At 44.9% G+C, this 18,048-nt stretch carries 11 protein-coding genes; 3 read left to right on the top strand and 8 right to left on the bottom strand.

Translation table 11 applies throughout. The features are described from left to right. Positions 1-79: 79 nt before the first annotated feature. From recD to recC, 3 genes are all read right to left on the bottom strand, one after another. Positions 80-2,227 (bottom strand): exodeoxyribonuclease V subunit alpha, encoded by a 2,148-nt coding sequence (gene recD / locus G5S32_RS11540; RefSeq protein ID WP_165312146.1) that lies wholly within the window; start codon positions 2,225-2,227, stop codon positions 80-82. Next, positions 2,224-5,874 carry an exodeoxyribonuclease V subunit beta gene (gene recB / locus G5S32_RS11545; protein ID WP_165312147.1) on the bottom strand — a complete coding sequence of 1,217 codons (3,651 nt, stop codon included), beginning with the start codon at positions 5,872-5,874 and terminating at the stop codon, positions 2,224-2,226. Before recB ends, recD begins: the two co-directional genes overlap by 4 nt. Positions 5,875-6,223: 349 nt before the next feature. After that, positions 6,224-9,736 carry an exodeoxyribonuclease V subunit gamma gene (recC, locus tag G5S32_RS11550; protein WP_165312148.1) on the bottom strand — a complete coding sequence of 1,171 codons (3,513 nt, stop codon included), beginning with the start codon at positions 9,734-9,736 and terminating at the stop codon, positions 6,224-6,226. 184 nt (positions 9,737-9,920) lie between these two features. Between recC and G5S32_RS11555 the strand changes: the two genes are divergently transcribed. The 3 genes from G5S32_RS11555 to dapD all read left to right on the top strand — a co-directional run bounded on the left by G5S32_RS11555 (position 9,921) and on the right by dapD (position 12,560). Next, the gene (locus G5S32_RS11555; protein WP_165312149.1) at positions 9,921-10,835 is read left to right on the top strand and encodes a LysR family transcriptional regulator; all 915 of its coding nucleotides are present in this window, start codon (positions 9,921-9,923) and stop codon (positions 10,833-10,835) included. 102 nt (positions 10,836-10,937) lie between these two features. Continuing rightward, positions 10,938-11,234 (top strand): YebG family protein, encoded by a 297-nt coding sequence (locus tag G5S32_RS11560; RefSeq protein WP_165312150.1) that lies wholly within the window; start codon positions 10,938-10,940, stop codon positions 11,232-11,234. 294 nt (positions 11,235-11,528) lie between these two features. Then, entirely contained in the window at positions 11,529-12,560 is a 1,032-nt protein-coding gene (gene dapD / locus G5S32_RS11565) for a 2,3,4,5-tetrahydropyridine-2,6-dicarboxylate N-succinyltransferase (RefSeq protein WP_165312151.1), read from the top strand. Positions 12,561-12,618: 58 nt separating this feature from the next. Here dapD and G5S32_RS11570 read toward each other — a convergent pair whose 3' ends face one another. The 5 genes from G5S32_RS11570 to rppH are packed head-to-tail and all read right to left on the bottom strand — an operon-like array spanning position 12,619 to position 17,937. Next, the gene (locus G5S32_RS11570) at positions 12,619-13,470 is read right to left on the bottom strand and encodes a thymidylate synthase (RefSeq protein ID WP_165312152.1); all 852 of its coding nucleotides are present in this window, start codon (positions 13,468-13,470) and stop codon (positions 12,619-12,621) included. 24 nt (positions 13,471-13,494) lie between these two features. Beyond that, complete coding sequence (gene lgt / locus G5S32_RS11575; protein WP_165312153.1) at positions 13,495-14,328, bottom strand: prolipoprotein diacylglyceryl transferase; 834 nt, start codon at positions 14,326-14,328, stop codon at positions 13,495-13,497. Positions 14,329-14,362: 34 nt separating this feature from the next. Continuing rightward, positions 14,363-15,157, bottom strand: coding sequence for a sulfite exporter TauE/SafE family protein (locus G5S32_RS11580; RefSeq protein ID WP_165312154.1), 795 nt, complete (start codon positions 15,155-15,157; stop codon positions 14,363-14,365). A gap of 9 nt (positions 15,158-15,166) precedes the next feature. Beyond that, positions 15,167-17,416 carry a phosphoenolpyruvate--protein phosphotransferase gene (gene ptsP, locus G5S32_RS11585; RefSeq protein WP_165312155.1) on the bottom strand — a complete coding sequence of 750 codons (2,250 nt, stop codon included), beginning with the start codon at positions 17,414-17,416 and terminating at the stop codon, positions 15,167-15,169. Positions 17,417-17,418: 2 nt separating this feature from the next. Then, positions 17,419-17,937, bottom strand: coding sequence for an RNA pyrophosphohydrolase (rppH, locus tag G5S32_RS11590; RefSeq protein WP_165312156.1), 519 nt, complete (start codon positions 17,935-17,937; stop codon positions 17,419-17,421). Positions 17,938-18,048 lie beyond the last annotated feature (111 nt).

The following is an 18,048-nucleotide window of genomic DNA, read 5'->3' on the forward strand; positions in this document are numbered from 1 at the left end:
CTAGGCAGCCAAGGAAGGTTGCCTGAATCGCTTCCCCTCCCTTCTCTAGCTACACCTGCTCCCAATTAATACACCAACGCTACCCTTTTAGACGTTCAACCAAACCACTGGCTCGTTCGGTCTTAAACTGAATTCCTCGTTTAAGCACACCAATATCACAGTACAAAGCCAAGCGTTCTTTCGCTCGGGTAATACCTGTGTAGATGAGTTCACGTGTGACGATTGGGCTGTATTCGGGAGGCAAAATCATGGCTGTGAATTCAAACTCACTGCCCTGTGATTTATGAATCGTCATCGCATACGCAGTTTCATGCTGAGGTACTCGGCTTGGTAATACGGATTTTACGCTACCATCGGGTAGTTCGAAATACACCTTCAGTCTCTGTTCTGCATCTTCTTCATCTCGCATACAAATACCGATATCACCGTTATACAAGCCAAGAGCATGATCGTTCAGTGTCACCATAACCGGACGACCGTGATACCACAGTTCCTGCTGCGTCTTAATTAAATTACGCGCCTGCAACGCACGCTCAATTCGATGATTTAGACCAACGACACCAAAGTCGCCTTCTCGCACAGCGCATAACAAACGGCTTTGACCGAACGCTTTTAATACCGCTTTTGCTTTAGTTGCCATAGATTCCGGCTCACTGCTTTTCGCTTCTTGTTGTTCAATAGCACGCTTACCCGATCGATGCAGATAGATGGAATAAGCATCCACCAATGATTTGAGCATCTGATTGTAAGCGTCACTGCTTAATGGGTAGTGGTGAATATCCGAGAAATCTTGATTCCAAACTTCATCAACTCTCGCGGCTCTGCCGCTGTTAATCGCTTTTGCTAATTGCCCAATACCGGAACGGGCATCAAAACGGTAGCTCTTTTGCAGCATACATAAGCTGTCTGCAACGCTGCTGTGTGAAGTCTTGAGGTTGGTAGACGAAACTGGATTGCCCAAGGAGTGAAAGCCAGTCAATTCAGAGAGCAGCTTACCTTGTGCCGCGCTGTATCCATTTTCAATAAATGAGCAAATATCGCCAAGCACAGCGCCCGCTTCCACAGAAGCCAACTGATCTTTATCACCAAGTAAAATCAAGCGAGCATGACTAGGCAAAGCGTCAACCAATTTCACCATCATAGACAAATCAACCATGGAAGCTTCGTCAACCACCAGCACATCTAAGTGCAGCTGGTTTTTGCTGTGATGACGAAACTCCGCACTGCCCGGAATTGCTCCAAGCAGACGATGAATCGTGCTTGATGTGGTCGGTATCGCCTGCTTGAGCTCAGGTTCAACGGCTAGACTTTCCACCGCTTTACCGATCGACTCGGTTAAACGTGCAGCCGCCTTACCCGTTGGCGCAACCAACTTAATATTTGGCGTATGCCCCTGCTGCTGGGATTGACGAATTAAAGCAGCAAGCAACTTGGTTACAGTTGTCGTTTTGCCAGTTCCTGGTCCACCAGAAATAACCGCAAAACGTCGAGTCAGAGCTACCGCCGCAGCGACTTTCTGCCAATTCAAACAGCAACTCGCTGGAACGAGCGTATCCAACGGCTGAAGATCTTCCATTCGCTGAACGGTAGTGAGCACAGCATCGATTGCAATCCAGTCCAGTTGACTATCGTCGACCACATCAAGGAAATCACACACCATTCGCTGACGACTGACCTGAGAAGTCTCACTGCTTTTCAAGGCTTTACAAAGAAAGCGGTAGTCGCGTTCAAATAACACATCGAGCAGCTCTTTTAGTTTTTGGCCATCAGTAGGCTTTAAGATCATAGGTGACCCAAAGCTCTGTAAACGCTGTGCCAGTGTCATCTCGTAATGCCAGTAACGGTGTAAATACAGACGTTGCCCATCAAACATCAATGGCACAGCTTCACCTTGCAAACCAACCAACGTTGAGTTGGATAAAATTTGCTGCCAATTGGCGTTTACCCATAGAGGATTAACCGTTAATGCCGCTTCACCGTAAAGACCTAACTTGGCAGAGAGATCAACACTGCTACCATGACTGTCCCACAAAGATAAGCAGATATTGCCTCTACCAAGTTCGGCACTGACAGCCGCCACCAGTAATAAGAAAGCGTTTTTATCTTCTGCGCTTAACTCATTGCCAGACAACAAAGAAGCAATAAAACGAGCAAATTGATAATCGAGCTGACGAATGCTGCCCTGCTTCGCTAAATGCGCTAACACATCCAAAGCTTGTGTGCTCATAATCCTAGCTCCATTTGCCCAGCAGCGTTTGTGCGTTCATCCGGCTCTTTACCTTGTATCAATAAATCCAATTCTTCTAACATTGTTTGGCTTGGTTTCGCATTGAAAATACCGTGCTGTGCTTTGCCATCAATACCACGCAGGAACAAGTAATAAACACCACCAAAGTGTTTGTTGTAGTCATAATTTGCTAAACGACTTTGCAAAAAGCGGTGTAATGCCAAAGCATAAAGTTGATATTGCAGATCGTAACGATGCTCCGCCATTGCTGATGCTAAACGCTCTCCGTGGTAAGCCTCTACTTCATCACCAAGATGGTTCGACTTCCAGTCAAGCACATAGTATTTACCTTCGTGCTGAAACACTAAGTCGATAAAACCTTTCAACATGCCCTGAACTGTGTAGAAACCTAAATCTCCAGCTTTAGCTGATAAAGGATCATGACGCTGAACCACGCGATTTAGCGCAGGAGCAGTCAGCACTTCAATCGGCAGTAAAAACTCCATCTCTACCAATCTCTGATGGGACAACTTTTGGTTTAGCTGTAATTTTTTACCATCAAGAGGGGTGGCTAACACATCGTCTACCAGCTTTTGGATCACAGGTAACCATTCCATCTCTAACTGTTCTAATTCCAGCAGATGACTAATGATTTTAGTGTTGTGCTCACTGGTTGCTGGCTCGGTAAACTCAACCTCTTCAAACACAGTGTGCAAGAAAGTACCGGGGCGAGCACCTCGCGGGAAGTTAAAGATGGTGCGCTCTTTTTCTATGGGCGTAAGCTCATCATGCTCCTCGGCTGAATCCACATCAAAGCCACCGATTTCGACCGTTGCATCGTGTTCTTTTTGATGGCTGCCTTGTTTCACCAAGCCTGAATAACTGGTAATGCGCCAATAGCGGTCAATCTCACTGTTTAGCTCTTTGGCTTTAAGCTCTGGCAACGGATCTACAACTGGTGTGAAGATGGTGTCGAGAGGTTCTGGAGGAGAGGTAACCAAGACGCAAGATAACTTGTTTGCATGTGCTTCCACGGATTGAGTAAGAAGATCGATTCCGCCTTCTTGCGCGTTTTGTAAAAGATGACCGATAGCACTGTGGTGCACACCCGTTGGCTCTTTAGTTGAACGACCATTGCGTAATGGTGCGACACCGATAAAACAGCCATAGACAGAACGCGTTAGTGCCACATAAATCAAACGTAAATCTTCAGCCAAACGTTCTTTGTCCGCCTGTTGCAACGCTTGTTTATCGCCAGTGATATCAAGCAGAGTCTGACCACTATTGCTGTCGTAATATTTGCCTTCGCTCGCTTCTCGGTAACTCACCACAAATGGTAGAAACACTAAATCGTATTCCAAACCTTTGGATTTATGGATAGTGACGATCTGTACTAAGTTTCTTTCGGACTCAAGACGTTGGATGGCGTCGTCGTTGCCTCCCATTCCTTGTTCAGCATCGCTAATTGTCTGAGCGAGCCAACGCAGCAAACCGTGGTCACTGTCGATATCTTGAGTCGCTTGTTGCAACAATTCACTGATGTGCATGAAATCGGTAAGATTTCGTTCGCCATCCACCTCTTCCAACCAGCGTTCGGCAATATGACGAAGGCTTAAAACCGAGCGCAGCATTGGCAGCACACCCCGTTCAACCCAAAGCCGGCGATACTGTTTAAATTGGTTAACAGCGTTTTCCCACTCGTTTTCATCGTTATTGAGTGCATCAAGTTGTTTGGAGTTCAGAGCAAACAGCGGAGAAGCTAATGCTGCACGTAATGCTCTGTCATTTTCTGGTGTCAGCACCGCTTGTAGCAAACGTTGAATATCTTGAGCAATCGAGCTGGTAAATACACTGTCACGGTTAGACAAATACACACTGGCAATACCTTGTTTAGCCAAGGCTTCTTTAATCATTCGACCTTCGTTACCCGTTCTCACCAGTACCGCAATGTCACCCGCCTGAATGCTTTTACCGTTACTACTACTTTTACCGTTACTACTACTTTTACCGTTAACAAACAGCGCCTTATTTTGCTGTGCCGCAGTCAAAATGGTCTGTATTTGGCTTGCTGTTGCCTGCGCCATCACTTCTAAATAGTTGCCTTTGGTTACTGGAGAACCATCCGCTTCTTGTAGCCAATAGGTCAACGCAGGTTGCTTCTCTCCATTCAGTAGCCACTCTTTTTTTGCCGCAAAAGGGTTGGCATCGACAGGCAAAAAAGGAATATCGCTGTCGTAAATAAACGGACTATCTGGCAACTCAAACACTTGGTTCACGGCTGCCACCATATCCGAGCTTGAGCGCCAGTTGGTGCCTAATGTGTAGTGCGCTGCCACCTGATTGCGCGCTTTGATATAGGTAAAAATATCTGCGCCACGGAATGCGTATATTGCCTGCTTAGGGTCACCAATCATAAACAGACCACATTCAGGTGTGTTCAGATAGATACGGCTAAAAATGCTGTATTGCAGCGGATCGGTATCTTGGAATTCATCGATCATCGCAACCGGGTAAAGATGACGAATGCGTTCAGCCAACAAACCTTGCTCATCACCATCAATAGAGGCAGAAAGCTGGCTTAAAAGATCATCAAACGACAACCACTGTTTACTTGCTTTAGCTTTTGCCAGCATGGCTCGACAGTGATGGATAGCGTGTGCTGTTAAAGGCGCTTCAATCGTGATTGGCTGTGCTTTGAACTGCTCGATGACGTTAAAAACTTCAAGTAGTGGCGGATTACCCTTCTTAGATTTTTCCAATAGTTGGCTTTGAGCAAAGTCAGATAGTGCTTCAGGCACCAGCAAATCATGCGTTGCCGAACTCGCCCACTGAGTCAGGCTTTCAATCCTTTTTAGCAAGGCATTTTGCGAGTTTTTATGCAGATCGGAGCCTGTAATGCTCGGTTCTATTTCTTCCAATGCACTCAGCCATTGCTGCTTAATGGCGTCAATTTTAGCCAAATTTTGCTGGTGTAAACCGGCAAGGTCACCGTCCATCATCGGCGTGGTCAGAGACAAGGGTATACCCGTTAAATAACCACCAATTTTTCCTAGCAGTGCCGCTGGCGATGACCATAAACGACGGACTTCAGCGGCTAAATTGAGTGGTAGAGGGTAAAACTGACGACGCCAGTAATCTGCGACTACCTGCGCTTTGAGATGACTTTCATCGGTGACAAACTCATTACTAAAACGGCTGCCAGATTCAAACGCGTTCTGTGTCAGCATGCGTTGGCAAAAGCCGTGAATGGTATACACCGCCGCTTCATCCATCTGACGTTCTGCATCGAGCAGCAGTTTTGCCGCCTGAGCGTGATCACTGAAATCATTAAGCAGAGGTTCAATCACAGGATCGTTGCTGTGACCTCTTGAAAAGGCTAATCGTGCATCATGAATACGAGCACGGATACGATCACGCAACTCAGCGGTTGCCGCTTCGGTAAAGGTTACAACCAAGATTTGATCGACGGTTAGAGGTACTTGATGGCGATTTTGCTCATTTCCATGACCTAACAACAGACGCAAATAAAGACCAGCAATAGTAAATGTTTTACCTGTACCGGCAGAAGCTTCTATCAAACGCGCACCATGCAAAGGAAACGTCATCGCTTCGAGTGGCGTTGCTACGATATTGGAAGGAACATTCATTCTTTTATTGTGCCTTTTGTTAAAACCAAAAAGTTATGTCACTGAATTTATGTGATCTTGTTTGAGTATTTATATGTTGGTGCATGCAAATAAAAACAATCCATTGGTTATGCGAGGCTTCTCACAGAACGCACCAATATGGAACATTACACTGCACCCACTTAATGCAAACATAGTTTAAAAAATAATCACTTATAGGTTATCTAAACTGCTTGTTTTACTAAAGCTACCCGTTATCAAAACGCTGCCTGCATTAACACCGAATAATGGTCCCTCTGACCTGTGGCCGTACAGCGAACGCCCTACACCAATAATGATTTTCTGGCGGCCACTTATTTCTGTACCTCTGTTACTCATCTTTACTACCCACTCTATTAGCTTCGAATACTGCATCAGCACTATCTATTACATCAGTACTATCCATTAACTGTAGCCTTGGCGTTTGTAGTACTAAGCAAGAGAGTAATTTTGCCTGTTGAGCGAGTTCGTCATTCCAAGATGACCAAATTCGAGCGATGTACGCATTGTTCCCTTCACCAGAAGTGGCAAATCCGTCGTTAAAACACTCAGCCATTTTTTTCAAAGATTTCTCATCATCTTCAACCCATTTTCCGCGGCTAAACCCAGCTTCAATACAAGCTAGCGCTGTTTTCGGGAAATAAGCGATCGGGGATGTCATTCCTTGATAGAAAAGACGAATCAGTTCGTCCAACAGCTCTTTAGCAAGCTCTCGGCTTTCTACTGGTGGCAAGATTTGATGAAGCACACCATCTTTACGGTCATAGCCCACCAGATGAGTTTTGCTGACAAAGCCCATCGCAGCGTGACACAGATGATCTATCCATGCTGACAACAAATCTTGCGAGCGAATTGAACCACTGCGATAACGCACTAGCCCTGATTGGAAGCGTTTGGTTAACCAACCATTTAACTGAACAGGTTTAGACTCTCCAAGCACATGGCTGGTGATGTTCACTTCACAATCTTCTAGCGGTGATTGGCAGAGAAAGTGAATTTTCTCTAGCACTTCTTCAGTTTGAACTCGGTTCACTTCAAACTCTAATTCACCAAAAGCGCCAACAGGCAGTTTGCCCTGAGCTCGTTGCTGCTGGATGAAGTGATGTAATGTAGCTTCTCTATCACTTGTCGCATCTACGCTAAGTAACAGATCAAGCAAATTATCACGCAGTTGATAGCTATTCAGACCATCCAGTGCGAACGGCTCATCATCTTCCATCACCGCTAAAGGCGGTTCGAAAACCACTTTTAAGCGACGATTGAAAAAGTACTGAACTGGCAATCGCCAAAAACGCTGTAGCTCAACCAAATCCAGATCTAACGGATAAGTCGCATCCAGTAAGTAATCATCCAATGGCAGATTGAATTCGCCAGCTGGAGTACCCTGACGCTGCGCCACAGGCAGCCACTCTTTTGCGTAGCTTCCTGCTTCACTTAAAAATGTTTGTGGACTGAATGGCACCAAAGTGTGAACAGTGGAAATCTTATCCACCAACTTTTTGCCTGAGTCATCACTTGGCAGAGATTCATCGCCAGATAAACAGTAGTTCTGCTGACAATATTCGAGTAATTCACTCACCAACACCGATGGAACACGCTCAGTATTGTCTTGAATGGAACGTCCAACGTAGCTGATATATAGTTTTTGCTGCGCAGAGAGCATCGCTTCCAAGAACAGGTATCTATCATCATCACGGCGTGAACGATCGCCTCTTCGAGTTCGACCATTCATTAAATCAAAGCCTTCCGGCGGCATAGAACGAGGGTAAACGCCATCATTCATTCCTAACAAACAGACCGCTTTGAATGGGATAGAACGCATTGGCATCAAAGTACAGAAGTTCACTTGCCCGGCTAAAAAGCGCTGACTAACTCGTGTACCCGACAGCTTGTTATTGAGGTATTCGCTGATGATCGCTGGCGCGATATCTTCGCAATAACCTGCATCAACCAGCTGCTCTTTTAATGAAACTAGCGTATCGCGAATGGATTTCAGCGCCATTTCACCATCCAGATCGACAGCGAAGAAATCATCAAGCAAGTTGTTCAATACTTCCCGCCAGTCATCTATCGACTGAGTTTGAGTCAGTAAGGTTCGGTAACGGCTCACGGTTTCAATAAAGCGCGCCAATTTGCCAGCAAGTTCAGCGCTCATGCCCTGAACTTCGTTATAAGGCGCATACACACTGTCGCCATGTTCAAACAGGCTGGTTGATGTCGGCATCGCGTAGCCAAGCAACATACGAGAAAGTCCAAACTGCCAGGTATTTTGATCTGTGTCTGGAAGATCAAATTCTTGAGCAGTAGTACTGTCCAATCCCCAGCGAATACCTGACTCTTCAACCCAACGTTTTACCAATTCAAATTCGCTTTCATCCAATGCAAAACGACTCATCATCGCTGGCGTTTCTAACAGCTCTAACAGCTCAGACGCCAAACAGCGAGAATGCGGCAAATTCACCAACTGGATGAAAGCATTTAAGATTGGACTCTCTTGATTGGCTGTTCGGTCTGAAATCGAGTACGGGATAAAACGTTCACCGGGCGCATTACCGAACACCGCCTGAATATAGGGGCTGTAGGCATTGATATCCGCCACCATCACAATCACATCTCGCGGCTTCAATGTCGGATCACGGTCAAACATGGCTAACAGTTCATCATGCAGCACTTCCACTTCTCGCATCGGGCTGTGGCAAGCATGAATAGTTAACGAGCCATCTTGACCGTGGATGGTCGGTTTATGAGTGCTGCTATCGAGGATGTGATCATCTTGATGCTCTTCAAGATGCAAAATGTCCGCTTGTAACTGTTGAAGTAAGGTTTCTCTAGCAATATCGATAAACAGCTCGTGCTCTTCATTATCATCTTGTGCCAGCAAATAGAGGTTATCTCTCCCCAATTTGCCCATTGATGCCAACAAGCTGTTACCTACCGCATTGCTGATATGCATTTCATCTTCGGCAACATTACTTTCAATGTCACCTTTGAGCGGTGATATTTCGCCCGTCACTGAGAGAGTTTGCCCACTTAATGCCAGTTGTTTACGACGCTGGTTTTCGATTCGAGCCAGATACTTACGGTCTCGAATATCTCCCCAGTAATGCTGACAAGGGTTAGTGAACATCAGATGCACATCAATGTGTTGGCCTAATGCTTTTAATGCGTCCATATAACGTGGAGGCAAAGAGGAAATGCCAAAGATAAACAGTCGTTTCGGCAATTTTTCAAGCGGTACATGCCCACTCGCTAGCGTTTCAATAAAACGCTGATATAAGTTGGCTCGGTGATAATGGGATTGCTGCTGTTGAATCACTGTGTAGTCGTAAAGTTGCTTCCACAAAATAGGTTGCCACGGGTGCTCGTCACCGATTTCCTCAACCGCGTTGCCATTCTCCCAAGCTTCAATCCAGTCTGGTCTATACACCAGATAGCCATCAAAAATATCTGCGATTTTTTCCGCAAGTTGGTAGAGCTTAGACTGGTCAACATCGTCTTTGAGGTAACTTTTAAGCGCAGAGAACGCTTCTAACTCCAACTGAGTCGGAAGCACTTCCATTAACTTCCACGTCATTGCCTCTTTGTTAAAGGCACTGCGTTTGGGAACGCCTGGCAGAACATGAGTGAACATTTCCCAAATAAAAGTCGCTGGTAGTGGAAAATCGATGTTGGCTGCGATTCCCAGCTCTTCTGCCAACGCCATTTTCAACCACTGTGACATACCCGGGCTTTGAACCAAGATTTGCTCTTTTTCAAAGGGATTTTCCAGCGGTGCGGCTTTGATTAGATGTACCAGCAAGATTTTTAAGGTATCGACTTTATTGGAATGGTAAACAGTAAACACAATTCACTCATGAAGTTCTCAGCTATATTGCTGTTGAGATTAGCATAAGTGTTCTTTAGTCATTAGCAATTTGCTCGATACAAGATGCAAAAGGTTAACTATTCCTCACTTACTCTTTACCTTGCTATATGTTTATCAATAACGTAAATATATTCACCAATGTTCAATAAATCTAAACATCGTAATGAGCAATATTTCTCTTAAACAACTGAAAGTGTTTACGACCATCACCCAACACAAAACCTTAACTACAGCCGCCGAAGCACTGTTTTTGTCAAAAGCAGCAGTAAGTATGGCGCTGTCAGAGCTGGAAAAGCATATTGGTCATGCGCTGTTTGACCGTGTGAATAATCGCCTAGTTCTCAATCAAGAAGGGCAGAAACTGCTGCCGCTTGCCGATGAACTGCTCAGTCGCTCTAACGCCATCGATCAACTTTTCGATGAAGACAACTCTTTATCAGGGCAACTGCGTATTGGCGCCAGTGACACCATAGGCAATCAGGTTGCCCCTTACTTACTCAGTCAGTTTCGCAACACCTATCAACACCAGCAGCAGAGTCTGTTTATTTCCAACTCTGCACTGATATGCGAAAAATTGGTCGACTATGAACTGGATATCGCGCTGATTGAAGGGAAAACCCTTCACCCTCAACTGATTTCTACTCAGTTCAGCCAAGATGAAATGTGTATTGTCTGCTCCCCTTCACACCCACTAGCACAGCAAGAAAAAGTGACATTACGAGATTTTGAACAGAGCGAATGGATGTTACGCGAGGCAGGCTCTGGCTCTAGAGAATTCTTTTTAAGAGCGGTAGCACCACGCATTGAACACTGGCATGAGGCTTTTCAGTTAAATACCACTGAAGCCATTATCAACTGTGTCTCCGCTGGATTGGGCTTTGGTTGTTTATCTAAACTGGCGGCACAATCTGCGGTCAATGATGGTCGAATCAAAATACTCAATGTTCCTCTCGATATGAAAAGGCGCTTTTGGCTATTAGTTCATAAAGAGAAATACCAAAGTCCACTGCTTAAATGTTTTATTGAATTCTGTCATCAATGGCATCAAGGTTCGGACAAAGAAAATGAGAGCTTATAGACAGATTGACAGGTATATCAGCTTTATAGTCTTCATCTAGACATTTAGCGAACAACCCTGTATAAACACACAGTAATTCAAAAGCAATTTAGAGGATGGACCATGGCTGTCATCGTAAAGTACGTGGTGGAACGCAACGGAGAAGAGAAAATGACTTTTACCTCGAAAGCCGAAGCTGACGCTTATGACAAAATGCTGGATATCGCGGACGAGCTGTTCGAACTGATCGGTAAGAGTGAACTGATTGAAGATGAAGCGAAAACGGAAGAACTAGCTATGTTCTTAGCTCAGAACAAAGAAGACGTTCTGGTCGCTTTAGGTGCGAAGCGTAAACCTACGCCACCAGCAAAGAAACCAAAAGCAGTAAAGACTGAAGACGCCGTCGACGATGCTGCGTAAATTTTGCCTATAAGTTCAAGTTGATGTCTTTGGTTATTGAACTTTGTTAGTTATAGAGCTTTGTTCGAAGAACCGCTGCTTAGACAGCGGTTTTTTTATATTGTTTATTCCCTGTTCCATCCAGAGAGATATATCGTTAAAAAGACAAAAGGTATCGTTCTACGGACTTATTCCTTTTTTGCTCTTTTATCAGTGAAAAAGTCTCTTTATGATGACCATCAGATTATTAATGCAGCGGCTTAGCTCAACAAGTTGTCTGCTATACCCTATTCAAACATAATACGGAGAGCAAACATGGCGCATTTTGCACTTGGTTTCGGTACGGCGACTAAAAACCGTGATGGAAAAATTATCGAAGCATACTTCCCTGCACCAGTTCTAAATCCAAGCGACGCTTTAGTTGCTGACGTAGCGGCTATTGCTGGTTACACAGATGGCAATCAAGCTATCGAAATCTCTGCTGAGCAAAGCGCGAAGCTAGCAACCGCGTTTGCTGATAACGGTCAAGTTGTTAACGCTTCATTCGCAGAAAAAGCGGCAAGCTCTGCTCAACCACTCGTGCTTGTTGTTTTAGCCGCAGACGAGAAACCTCAATCAGTATCTGAAGGCTTCCTGAAACTACAACTTATTTCAAACCGTCTAGTGAAGCCACACGGCACAGTGCTTGATGGTATTTTCGGTCTACTGCACAACATCGCTTGGACAAACGAAGGTCCAATCGATCTACCTGAACTGACAGAGCGTCAAATTGAAGCGCGCCTAGCAGGTCGCCCTCTGACTGTCGATTGCGTAGACAAATTCCCTAAAATGGTGGATTACGTGGTTCCAGCAGGTATCCGTATCGCTGATACTTCTCGCGTACGTCTTGGCGCACATGTAGGCGAAGGCACAACTGTAATGCATGAAGGTTTCATCAACTTCAACGCTGGTACAACGGGCGTGAGCATGGTTGAAGGTCGTATCTCTGCTGGTGTACTAGTAGGTAATGGCTCAGACATCGGTGGTGGTGCATCTATCATGGGTACATTGTCTGGTGGCGGTACTGTGGTTGTTTCTATTGGTGAAAACTCACTACTAGGTGCAAACTCAGGTCTTGGTTTCCCACTAGGCGACCGTTGTACTGTTGAGTCAGGTCTTTACGTAACAGCGGGTACTAAAGTACGTATGCTGGATAAAGACGGTAACGAAGTAGAAATCGTAAAAGCGCGTGATTTAGCTGGCGTATCGGACCTTCTCTTCCGTCGTAACTCTCAAACTGGTCAAGTTGAGTGTCTAGCTAACAAGTCTGCTGTTGAACTGAACAGCGAGCTTCACAGCAATAACTAATCTGTTGCTCTGAGATCGAAAAAGGCGCATTAAGCGCCTTTTTTATTTCTGTCTGATTTTAGACCGAAAACGGATACTGGATTGGGTCATGGAATTCGTAACCCGTGACTTCGAAATCATCCATAGTTACCCATGTTTCCAAATCTTCCAGTGATTTAATCTCTGGGTTGATATGGAATTGAGGCGCTGCAAGCGGCTCACGTTTCAGTTGCACGTCACGCATCAACTCTAATTGGTCTTCATAGATGTGCGCATTCACAATCTTGTGGAATGCTTGCCCCGGTTTTTTACCTGTAATCTGAGCCATAATCGCAAGAAAAACATAGACTTGAACCATATTAAAATTCAGACCGAGTGGGACATCACATGAACGCTGCGTGCTGTTCAAATAAAGAGTATCACCCAGTAGTGAAAAGTGATGACTGTACATGCATGGACGTAAACAGCCCATATGGAACTCACCTGGGTTATAGAAATTGAGAATTTCACCACGGTCGTCCACACCACGCTTCAAATCATCAACAATTTTCTTTAGCTGATCGATATGACCGCCATCCGGTTTAGCCCATGCACGACCTTGGACGCCATATACACGCCCCATGTCATCTTCACCTTTACGGTAAGGATTATTGAGCCAAGCTTCGTTGAGGTTTGCGTTCGCATCCCAAGTTTTTGTACCCAGTTTGCGGAAATCTTCCGCGTTATCGTACCCGCGGATGTAACCGAGCAGTTCTGCTACCGCAGCTTTCCAAAAACTCTTACGAGTAGTAACGAGGGGAAACTGATTGTTGGCAACGTCATAAGTTAAGTCAGCGTTAATAACGGTAAGACAACGTTTGCCAGTGCGCTCATTTTCAATCCAAACGCCTTCATCAACGATTCTCTGGCAGAGATCCAAATACTGTTTCACAAGATACCCTTACTTAGTTGCAACTTACTTATTTTTAACTGATTTAGTGATTACGTTGTCTTTATACAATCCACGCTTATACGCCCAAACCATCATCAACACACCTAGCACTATCATCGGCAGAGATAATAGTTGTCCCATTGACGCGATACCGCCAAGAAGAAGACCAAGCTGTGCATCTGGCTCACGAACGTATTCGACAAGGAAGCGGAATGTACCATATCCTGCTAGGAATAGCCCTGAAACTGAACCAAGCGGACGAGGCTTTTTGATAAACCAGTTGAGAATAAAAAACAGAACCACACCTTCAAGAGCCATTTCATAAAGCTGCGATGGGTGACGAGGAAGTGGACCGCCATTTGGGAAAACAAATGCCCATGGCACATCCGTTACACGTCCCCACAGTTCACTGTTCATAAAGTTACCGAAACGTCCCATACCTAAACCGAAGGGTACAAGAGGAGCAACAAAATCCGCGACGCCAAAGAAAGTGCGACCATTTCTTCTCGCATACCAAATCATTGCAGAGATAACACCTAACAAGCCACCGTGGAATGACATTCCACCAGTCCAAACTTTAAATAGATAAAGAGGGTCAGCTAAGAACATGTCAAAGTTATAGAACACCACGTAGCCGACACGTCCGCCAATCACTACCCCTAAAAACCCGGCAAATAGTAAATCGGACACTTGCTCGCGGCTCCACATGCCTTCTGATTTATCCGCGCGACGATTAGCAAGCCACATAGCAAACAAAAAGCCAACCAAATACATCATTCCATACCAACGTACAGAAATAGGCCCGATGGCTACTAGGACGGGGTCAATATTTGGAAATTGGAGATAACCCTGAGACATAAATTACGTTCTCTTCTACTTAATAAAAAAGGAATTACTGAACCAACATAGTTACAGCAACAAACATGAGAAATACAGCAAAAATTCGTTTCAAAGATGCCGTTGGAAGTTGTGTCGACAGTTTTGCACCAATACGCGTTGTCATCATTGAAGTGACAGCTATAGCCACTAACGCAGGAAGGTAGACATAGCCCCAACTGTATTCAGGCAAATCCGTCACCTGATAACCACTGACAACAAACCCAATCATGCCGGATACAGCGATACCAAAACCACAAACAGCGGAAGAACCCACGGCTTTGCGCATTTCAACTCCATGGCGATTCAAAAATGGCACAGAAAGAGAACCACCACCCACACCGACAAGGCTAGAGATAATACCAATGCCACCACCACATAACGCAGTAATCATTGCGTTTGGCATAGGATGATGTGAAAGGATCTTAATAGAACGAAACATTTGCCAACTGAGCATCATAATAATGATGCTAAACACTTTCGGCAGATATTGATGTGGAATCCAGTCAGCAACCGTCGCGCCAAAATAGCCTCCAATCAGTACGCCTGGCATTAACCATTTAACAGCAAACATGTCTACATTGCCGAGTTTTAGATGACTTAATGCGGAAGAAAATGACGTTAGGATGATGGTGGCTAACGAAGTAGCTAACGCCATATGCATGAGAATTTCTGTCGATATACCCACACGAGGTAATAGAAAAACCAAAGCAGGTACAACGACCAAACCACCGCCAATCCCAAGTAAACCAGCGAGCACGCCAACAACAGACCCCAATAACAAAAATAGAGCCAGTAATTCGAAATTCACATCTAATTCCTATTTCTTGCCAGCGCGAACAAAACCTGAAAGTCCTTGTTCTTCAAAATAATCGAGCATCATATTGTAAATATCTTTGCCATAAGGCTGCACCACGGCTTTGTCAGCAAGTTCGGTCAATTGTGACATTTTTGCATGTCGCACCAGGTACTTTACTTTGGCAACGTTGGCGGTGTTCATACTCAACGTGGTATATCCCAAACCGATAAGCAACAGTGCGCCAATCGGATCACCCGCTAACTCACCACAAACACACACAGGAATATTGTGTGCGGCACAAATTTGCTGAATTTGCTTCAACGCCATAACGACGGCTGGATGCATCGATTCATAGACATCAGCAACTCGGGAATTGTTCCTGTCAACAGCCAACAAATATTGGGTTAAGTCATTGGTACCAACAGAAACAAAATCAATTTTATCGGCGATTAAAGGTAGCAAGTAAAGCATGGATGGGACTTCTACCATAATGCCGATTTCAGGCATAACAATACTCGGGTCTAACTTTATCGCTTCTTTATACGCTTGGTGAATCAACCTAAGAGCATCATCCAACTCTCTGGTACCTGAGATCATAGGTAAAAGAATGCTGAGGTTGTTGTGCGCTTTGCTAGCACGCATCATGGCTCTAAGCTGGATGAGGAAAATATCAGGGTGATCTAGGGTAAAGCGAATACCCCGCCAGCCTAAAAATGGATTGTCCTCTTCTATCGGCAAATATGGCAAAGGCTTATCGCCACCGATATCCAGCGTGCGCATCACCACTCGCTTATCAGGGTAAGCATTCAGAACACTACTGTATTGCTGGATCTGTTCTTCTTCAGAAGGAAAGCGATGTTGCAACAAGAATGAAAATTCGGTTCGGTATAATCCGACACCATCAACACCTTGATTAATGGCGATATTAGTGTCAGCGCTGAGGCCAGAGTTCAACATTAACTCTATGTGAGAACCATCTTGAGTGACAGCAGGTTGGGCAATCGCCTCATTCACCATCTTCGACAGTTCACTTTCTTCATTTGCCAACGCACGATATTCAGAAAGAATGGACTTCGCTGGTGAAATAAAGACCTTGCCACTGTAACCATCAACGATACCGGTTTTTCCGTTGATATCCTTGAGGTTTATAGAAACCCCCATTACCGCAGGGATCCCTAATGCTCGTGACAAAATTGCCGCGTGCGAGTTAGCAGCCCCTTCAATAGAAACGACGGCTAACAGCTTATCTTTGGGCAATGCTGCGAGAATGGTAGCGGTCAGCTCTCGAACCACCAAGATGATCGGTTCTTCTAGCTGATGCTGTTCTTGCTCTGTATTGTGCAAGAAGAATAATAAACGTTGGCCGAGCTCGCGGATGTCTTGTGCACGTTCACGAAGATACACATCGGACATACGTGCGAATCGATTCGAATAGCTTTCCACTACTTGGCGTAATGCCCAATCGGCTCGGTCACCTTTTTGGATCTGCGCTTTCAGATCTTTACGCAGCATAGGGTCATTCAAAAGGTGGGTAAACAGGTCGAAGATCGCCAAAGCTTCTTTGTTGATATCACTGTCGAGTTTTTTGCGCATTTTGCGAAAATCACTCAAAGCGCTCTCAATCGCAAGAGCTAACCACTCTTGTTCACGGTCGATATCTAACGTCGATGCAGGGTACACTTCCGAAAGCTGAGGCTGAGTGTCATCCCACCAGAACTCACCGATCGCAACCCCAGAAGAGGCACCAACACCAGTAATCGATTGTTGCTTTTTCTTATTGAGCAACCATTGCCCTTGAGTCTGAGCGTGCGCAACAATAACTGCAAGCTGGGCAGCTAAAGTAACAAGGAAAGAGACTTCCATTTCACTGAATGAACGTGGAGTCTTCTGTTGAACAACCAGAACACCAAGTACCTGTTTACGGTAGATAATGGGAGTGCCAAGGAAAGAGTGATAAACCTCTTCCCCCAGTTGTTTGAAGTATTTGAAATTTGGGTGTTTAGACGCTTCTGCTAAGTTAATAGGCTCCGCTGAACGTTTGACTAGCCCTACCAGACCTTCTTCAAAACCGATATGAATTTTATCGCCTTTGAACTTCAGACCTTGGGTCGCCATTAGTTCTAAACGCTGCATTTCCTCATTAGCTAGATAGACAGTACAGCACTCTGTTGCCATAGCGCTGCACGTTTGTTTTACAAAGATATCTAACGCCTGATTGACGTTCTCTACCTTTGAAACTTGTTCCACTATCTCCCTAAGTTGAGAAAGCATGTCTATCCTCTTTTATTCTTGCGTTTACCTTTAACTTTCCGCTCTTTAAACGGCATCGCTAATGAAGCAAACTCCTTCATTGCACGACGATATACATCACGCTTAAAAGACACCACTTGTCTCACTGGATACCAGTAACTCACCCAGCGCCAACCATCAAATTCAGGGGAACTGCCACGTTGCATGTTAATCTTCGATTCATCACTTTCCAAACGTAGCAAGAACCATTTCTGTTTTTGTCCAATACAGACAGGTTGAGAATCCCAACGAACTAAGCGCTTTGGTAATTTATATCTTAACCAATGACGACTTGTCGCAATGATTTTCACATCTTTCTTAGTTAACCCAACCTCTTCGTAAAGCTCTCTAAACAAAGCTTGTTCAGGAGTCTCACCTTCATCGATTCCCCCTTGTGGGAACTGCCATGAATGTTGTCCGTATCGTTTCGCCCAGAATACCTGACCATGGTTGTTACAAATCACAATACCTACATTGAGTCGGTAACCATCGCCATCTATCACTGGCAAACCTCTAGTAAAACCTGTAATTGTTCTGATTTTTCCACATATCCCCAATATGAGCAAACTTACTAATGTGATTCACACGATATTTATCGTCGACAACCCCTCGAT

Source organism: Vibrio ziniensis, from assembly GCF_011064285.1.
In the GTDB taxonomy this organism is placed as follows: domain Bacteria; phylum Pseudomonadota; class Gammaproteobacteria; order Enterobacterales; family Vibrionaceae; genus Vibrio; species Vibrio ziniensis.